This window comes from Paraburkholderia atlantica (assembly GCF_009362785.1).
Taxonomy (GTDB): Bacteria; Pseudomonadota; Gammaproteobacteria; order Burkholderiales; family Burkholderiaceae; genus Paraburkholderia; species Paraburkholderia atlantica.
The window spans coordinates 21,569-27,885 of sequence record NZ_WHNQ01000052.1 but is presented as its reverse complement, the minus strand read 5'-3'; the positions used below and the strand labels follow the sequence as shown (position 1 = coordinate 27,885).

The following is a 6,317-nucleotide window of genomic DNA, read 5'->3' as shown; positions in this document are numbered from 1 at the left end:
TGATGTTTGACCGCCTTGCCGAAAAAGGCTTTTGCCGCGGCCACATCGCGCTTTGCCCTGAGCATGAAGTCTACCGTCTGGCCGTCCCGATCCACCGCCCGATATAGATAAACCCATTTGCCCCGGATCTTCAGGTACGTCTCGTCAACCCTCCACGACCGTCCCGCAGACGTGGCAAAATGGTTCCAGCCCTTGACGAACTCGGGCGTATAGCGGCGCACCCAACGCAGAATCGTCGTGGGAGCCAGCGACAACCCTCGCTCAGCCATCATCTCGACGAGATCGCGCAGGCTGAGTTTGTAGCGCAGATACCAGCGCACACAAAGAATGATCACCTCACGGTCAAAATGACGGCCGGCGAATAGTCCGTCCAGATTCTTCAGCTTGTTCATCGCGGCTTCTCAAATCGGTCAGGGCGACACTCTAACCGATCCTTGAGCGCTATTTGCACCACAACCTTTTCAACTTACCTCAATGACGACAATTCGCATTGTTGTGCAATGCTTCGGGTTGCCTTGCATCGGCGGCAAGATATGACGACATCATCAACGGTGTCATTGGTGGTCGGTTGCCCGCATCGGTCGCTGCGATCGGAGCCCTCGGCCCTCTAAACTTTTCTAGCCGGATGAAAGCAATGCGGGTAACGCTCCCATTGGAAGAGGCGATTCTACATGCTGGGCTGGTGCCGGCGAATCGTCGTGTGGTAGTCGCGCTTATTGGCCACGCCGACACATACTGGTGGGGTGGACATATCGACAACTGGCGCCCGGATGAGACGTTGTTTTCGTCGGGATCAGCACTGAGGGGTTACAGAAAGCTTGTGGATCGCTTTAACAAGGGCAAAACGGCCAAGGCGCACGTACTGATGTTTCACAATGACGGCTCGTTCGGTGCAGTGATGCTTGGCGTCGAATCGAAGGAAGAAGCGCAACAATTGCTATTCGACTCTCTGGAAGAAATACGGATCCGGACATCGGACTGATCGATCGTGCGTCCGCGCGCGCTCATGATCGCCTGGGCATGGTGCTCGCGGTTGGCTATGGGGGACACTTGACGACATCTTCCCGCAGATGTGACATCGGCGCTGCTGAATCGCATATCAAGATTGTAAGCAAGTTCTATCCCCGGGCCTTAGCGCGACAGAACCCCTCGAGCCATTACTTCGCGGGGCGCGTCTTGCCATGCGGGGCCTTCATGCTTCATTTGCCCCTTCAATGGACAACTGGAGAAAGCCCCCGAAACCCGCAACCACTTGGGTAAAAAACATGCATAATTCGACCCGTTGCATGCTGCTTACCGGCGCGAGCCGGGGCATTGGTCACGCCACGGTGAAACTATTTCAGGAGCGGAATTGGAGGGTGCTTACGGTATCGCGCCAGCCATTTTCTGAGGAATGCAAATGGCCAGCTGCGAGGGGATCCCACATCAAGGCCGACCTAGCTGATCTCGATTCCATCGAAAAGGTCGCAGAAGAAGCGAGAAACCGACTTCCCGATGGGAAACTGCATGCGCTGGTCAACAATGCAGGTATTTCTCCGAAGGGGGAGAACCACTCGCGACTCGGCGTGCTCACAACTGATATCCACACGTGGAAGACGGTGCTCAACGTCAATCTCGTCTCGAGCGCGCTGCTTGCACGGTCGCTTTTTCCTGAGCTGGTCGAGGCGAAGGGTGTCATCATGAATGTAACATCCATCGCCGGTGTGAATGTCCATCCATTCGCCGGCACGGCTTACGCCGCGTCGAAAGCTGCGCTTGCAGCGTTGACGCGAGAGATGGCGCATGAATTGGGAGCGCATGGCGTACGTGTGAACGCGATCGCACCCGGTGAAATCGATACGTCGCTCCTGTCGCCGGGCACGGAAGAGATCGTTCGTAAGTCTATTCCGCTCCACCGCCTTGGCGACCCGCGAGAAGTCGCTGAAACAATCTACTTCCTTTCGGAACCGGCTTCATCCTACATTAACGGTGCCGAGATTCACATTAATGGTGGGCAGCACGTCTAATCCGCGCACTGGCAGGTTGCTGGAGATGTGGCAGTAAAATGAATCGATGAAGGTCACTGATTGCGTGTTTTCATCTGCGAACTCACCGGGAGTGGCTTGCGCGGTTGGCGAGGCCGGAGCAGTTCAAGTCAAGGCTTTGCGGATCCAAGAATGGCTGCAAACCAAGGCCGGTAGGCGTTTCCCACGAAATTGACCGTCGAGCAGTTCGAGCAATTTATCTCGCTACATCTGAGCGTGGGCCGGCGCGGGCCGCCGCCGACGTTGCGGTTACAGAAGATGTTCAACTACGTCATGAAGGGGCTCTATATGGGGTGTCAATGGACCATGCTGCCGATCGAAAACAGAGTAAGAGGCCAGTTCAAAAAACCTTGGTTCTGTCGCATTAGTGCGGGGACGCTAGAATGCGTGTCTGGCGAACCGGTACTGACCCGATGATGAAGAAGGCACCGACACCACGAACGACCCTTACCCTAGGAATTGCGAAGGTTCTGAAGCGACTGCACTATCCGCTCGATGTCATGCTGATGTGCGTGCGCCGGTATGGGATCTGTCGCAATAAGGCAGTCTGCTATGCTGACGGGCCTTACAGTAATGGGTGACTTGATCGATGACCGAGAAGCTTTGTCCCGGTGTGGCAAAAGTACTCAAACGGTTGCATTACCCGCTGGACGCGATGTTGCTGTGCGTTCGGTGGTTACGTGGCCTATCCGCTGAGCCCGCGTCATCTCGAACAGATGATGGCCGAGCGCGGGATCGCGGTCGATCATTCGACGGTTCATCGTTGGGCACTCAAACTGTTGCCGGTCCTGGAGAAGGCGTTTCGACGGTGCAAACGGACAGTCGGCAGGAGCTGGAGGATGGACGAGACCTACATTCGAATCAGGGGTGAGTGGCGGTATCTCTACCGGGCTGTCGACAAGGCAGGCAACACCGTTGATTTTCTGCTGCGAGCCCGACGGGACAAGGCTGCGGCCCGGGCCTATTTCGAAAAGGCAATCGACCAGAATGGCGCGCCCGAGACCGTGACGCTCGATAAGAGCGGATCGAATCTGGCTGCCTTGCAGGCGATCAACGCCAGGCGGAATCTGCCGTATCTGAATAACATCGTCGAGCAGGACCACCGCGCGATCAAGCGCCGGACCCGCCAGATGCTCGGGTTCAAGAAATTTCGTTGCGCCCGCATTCTCTTGGGGGCATCGAAATCATGCACATGATCGTCAAGGGGCAATTGAACGACGGCGGCGTTGGACAAACTCCCGCGCAGCAATTCTATTCACTGGCTGGATAGGGAGTCCATACCACATCGGACTTGGCTGACCTCTCGCTCTTACTGCGACAGAACCCTTCGAAGCACTGTCCATGGGATTGCAAAATGCGCTATGGCAGGCCGGGGGATGTCCGCGCGAGCATCGCACCGACAGTCTGTCGGCGGCGTTCAGAAACCTCGCGGATGAAGACGACTTCACGGTGCGCTATGCGGCGCTGCTCGAGCACTATGGCATGACCGGGACACGCAACAATCGCGGCCTAGGTCACGAGAACGGTAGCGTTGAGTCATCACATCGCTATCTGAAGGAAGCTGTCGACCAGGCGTTGATGTTGCGCGGTCACCGGGACTTCGTCGATCGTGCGGCCTACGATGAGTTTCTGCGCGAGGTCGTCATGCGTCGCAACCGGCGTAACGCAGCAGCGTTCCGCCTTGAGCGCGAACTGCTCATGGATCTCCCGTTAAGGCGCACGACCGACTTCGTCGAGGAAGAAGCGCGCGTTACACGCTGCAGCACCTTCACCGTACGCGGCATTCTGTACAGTGCGCCGTCGCGCCTGATCGGGCATCGCCTGAAGGTGCGCGTGTATGGTGACAGGCTCGACTGTTATCTGTCGGGCGCGCTGGTGCATAGCACCTCGCGCGGCTCGCGTGCCGGCGACAACCGCCGCGCGCTGGATTACCGACACTTTATCGAGAGCCTCAAACGCAAGCCACAGGCCTTCAAGGGGCTTGCGTTTCGAGACGAGCTGTTTCCCGCGTGAGGCGTATCGCCGGACGTGGGAACAGCTGGAGGCGAGGCTGACGCAGCGCGAGGCATGCAAAATCATCGTTGGATTGCTTGAACTCGCCGCGCTCGATGGCGTCGAGGCCGTGCTGGCCGCGCGCCTGAACGCGTTGCTGGTTGACGGCAAGCTGCCTGATCTGCAGGCTCTACGCGAGGAGTTCGCGCCTCGTCTCGCCGATTGCCCCATCGTCAATGTCGAGAGCCCCCCCGTAAGCAGCTATGACGATCTGCTGGGTAAGGAGGTCGCATGAACACGCCTGCTTACGATGCTGGCCGTCTTGCCTTGATGCTCAACGAGCTGCGCCTGCCGACCATCGCCCGCCTGTGGCCCGAGTTTGCGGAGCGCTCCGACAAGGAGGGCTGGCAGGCCACGCGGCTGATCGGCGCACTGCTCGAACACGAACTGGCCGAGCGGGCCAAGCGGCGCAGACCAGCGCATCCAAATTGCACCACTACCGGTTCGCGAGCCCCGCACAATCAGCGGGCGGCGCGCTCCATTCCCGCGGCTTCCGATGCGGCAAGCTGACTTTCGCCGTCCATAGCCTTTTGTAGAAGCTGACGGCTGTTTTGCGACACATTCAGCGCCATCTGGAATAGCTGCGACATCTGATTGTTGTACGACTGGACATCCTGAGGCGACATTTGCGGCGGACCTTCCGGCATGCCGGAAGGCGAGTGTGCGGGAGGCGGCTGACGGCTGGCGGACCGCGCACGCCGCGACGGTCCACCCGCCTTCAGGCCGTCGAGCACTCCAGCGTTTTGACTTGCCGTGGGGGCGCCGAAGGGTCGCCGGACCGGGGATTCTGGCTCGTGCACGGCGGCGTCGGCGTCAACAGGTGCAGCGGGGCCAATATGATAGTCACCAGGAAGTGGCATGTGTGCTCCTTAAAGCGTGGACGGTCCAGCGTGCAAGCAGCGCGCACCTGGAGTTTGAAAGCAGTGAAGCCCGGTCTGACGACGCTACCATGCGCCACGGGCGCAACGCCCGCAAAGGCGAAGATGTTTCGTCACGAGCGAAGAAGAACGCACGCTTCGCAGTTCCATCGAGCGATGCGCGTTGGCGTTTAAGGGTTTAAGGAGCCGTCCTCGCGTGCCGATACCGTGCTTCGCACGCGGCGCGCCACCTTCGCGTCCGGCATGGGCGCATTTTGACGGATGCCTATGATCATTACTGTTGTCGGCGCTTCTTCACCGTGCCCGGTCAACTCGTCAAACAGCCAACCAACTTTTCTCATCGGAGGATCCTATGGCAATCGGTGCACAAATGGCGGCAATGGAAATGCAGATGCAAATACAGCAAATCGAAGCGATGAAGTTCCAGCAGGTCGAGCAGCAGTTGAACCTGCAGAACAGCATCACGAACTCTGCAGCGCAGTTCAGCAACGGCCTGTCTGACTCGCTCAAGTCAGCGGCAAAGTAACCGACTGTTTGCTACGCCACGCGCCTGCCGCCTGTTGCGAGGCAGCATGCCAGCGCCCCCTGTCGGCGCCCTCTTTCTCGCGCCGCTGGCCGGCGCTCCGGCATCCAGCGGTGCTGGTCGGGTTGCATGCGGTATCGGCTTCGCCGGCAAGTCTCGTGCTCGCGGATGCAGTACCACATGTGCAACGGAATCGATGTTGCAGACCTCATGCCGCGCCGATACCAACAGGAGGTTTCCATGGTGTTCAAGCCGTTCGAAACCATGAGCGCGCACGGCCTGATTGCCAGGCCGCTCACGCCAGACGATTGTCCGACGCTTTTCGAACAGATGTTCAGCGACCACGAAACCATGCTCGATCTCGTGACCCCGAGGCATACCGACGCTTGGGCCACGCACGAATACATCACGGAATCCATGACGGGCTGGCAATACGGCTTGCGATACCGCTACGGCCTCTTCGACGAGGACGACGGCGCGCTGACAGCCATCGTGGAACTCACGCCCCGGTTGCCGCAAGTCGAACTGGGCGTGATGATCAGCCGGCAAGGCGGCAGCCGCAAGCGTCGCACCGGCATCCTTGCCCTGCGGATCATTCTCGACTGGCTGATTGCGCAGCCCGGGGTGTATCGGGTGTCCGCATGCTGCGCGGTGGATGGCCGCGCGCACAGCAGCATGGAGCGGCTCGGTTTTTGCCGTGAGGGGACGATGGTGAATTACGAAGCACGTCCCAACCGCGGACTTGTTGCGGGCGACAGCTATTTGTATGCCCTGACGCGGCCCGTGGCAGCCGAGGCCGGTCAGTGAAACCAGGCGGGTGCATCGACGGCGCTTCGCGCC

The 6,317-nt window shown here is 59.2% G+C and carries 6 protein-coding genes and 4 pseudogenes; 8 read left to right on the top strand and 2 right to left on the bottom strand.

The window, feature by feature from the left end; all coding sequences use genetic code 11:
- Positions 1–392: IS6 family transposase (locus tag GCT19_RS36680; protein WP_152854650.1), on the bottom strand; the 392-nt coding region annotated here is incomplete at its 3' end.
- A gap of 242 nt (positions 393–634) precedes the next feature.
- Here GCT19_RS36680 and GCT19_RS36675 point away from each other — a divergent pair.
- The 6 genes and pseudogenes from GCT19_RS36675 to GCT19_RS44885 form a co-directional block, all read left to right on the top strand.
- Complete coding sequence (locus tag GCT19_RS36675; RefSeq protein WP_152854649.1) at positions 635–982, top strand: hypothetical protein; 348 nt, start codon at positions 635–637, stop codon at positions 980–982.
- A 283-nt stretch (positions 983–1,265) separates the two neighbouring features.
- Positions 1,266–2,006, top strand: coding sequence for an SDR family NAD(P)-dependent oxidoreductase (locus GCT19_RS36670; RefSeq protein ID WP_152854648.1), 741 nt, complete (start codon positions 1,266–1,268; stop codon positions 2,004–2,006).
- A 434-nt stretch (positions 2,007–2,440) separates the two neighbouring features.
- Positions 2,441–2,548, top strand: a pseudogene (locus tag GCT19_RS36660) (IS6 family transposase); the annotation flags it as partial.
- 65 nt (positions 2,549–2,613) lie between these two features.
- A pseudogene (locus GCT19_RS36655) lies at positions 2,614–3,294 on the top strand (IS6 family transposase).
- 50 nt (positions 3,295–3,344) lie between these two features.
- Positions 3,345–4,311, top strand: a pseudogene (locus tag GCT19_RS36650) (Mu transposase domain-containing protein); the annotation flags it as partial.
- Positions 4,308–4,499: pseudogene (locus tag GCT19_RS44885) on the top strand (IS21-like element helper ATPase IstB); the annotation flags it as partial. The pseudogenes GCT19_RS36650 and GCT19_RS44885, both read left to right, overlap by 4 nt.
- Positions 4,500–5,124: 625 nt before the next feature.
- Here the strand turns inward: GCT19_RS44885 and GCT19_RS43020 are convergent.
- Positions 5,125–5,295 carry a hypothetical protein gene (locus GCT19_RS43020; RefSeq protein WP_193727494.1) on the bottom strand — a complete coding sequence of 57 codons (171 nt, stop codon included), beginning with the start codon at positions 5,293–5,295 and terminating at the stop codon, positions 5,125–5,127.
- 11 nt (positions 5,296–5,306) lie between these two features.
- Between GCT19_RS43020 and GCT19_RS43015 the strand changes: the two genes are divergently transcribed.
- A complete protein-coding gene (locus GCT19_RS43015; protein ID WP_193727493.1) occupies positions 5,307–5,480 on the top strand; it encodes a hypothetical protein in 174 nt (57 codons plus the stop codon).
- Positions 5,481–5,717: 237 nt separating this feature from the next.
- Positions 5,718–6,284: a GNAT family N-acetyltransferase gene (locus tag GCT19_RS36640; RefSeq protein ID WP_193727492.1), complete on the top strand. Its 567-nt coding sequence runs from the start codon at positions 5,718–5,720 to the stop codon at positions 6,282–6,284.
- The last annotated feature ends 33 nt before the right edge of the window (positions 6,285–6,317 follow it).

Coding starts and splice junctions, on each gene's coding strand:
- GCT19_RS36675 (WP_152854649.1), top strand. CDS start 635: ATGCGGGTAACGCTCCCATTGGAAGAGGCGATTCTACATGCTGGGCTG.
- GCT19_RS36670 (WP_152854648.1), top strand. CDS start 1,266: ATGCATAATTCGACCCGTTGCATGCTGCTTACCGGCGCGAGCCGGGGC.
- GCT19_RS43020 (WP_193727494.1), bottom strand. CDS start 5,295: ATGAGAAAAGTTGGTTGGCTGTTTGACGAGTTGACCGGGCACGGTGAA.
- GCT19_RS43015 (WP_193727493.1), top strand. CDS start 5,307: ATGGCAATCGGTGCACAAATGGCGGCAATGGAAATGCAGATGCAAATA.
- GCT19_RS36640 (WP_193727492.1), top strand. CDS start 5,718: ATGGTGTTCAAGCCGTTCGAAACCATGAGCGCGCACGGCCTGATTGCC.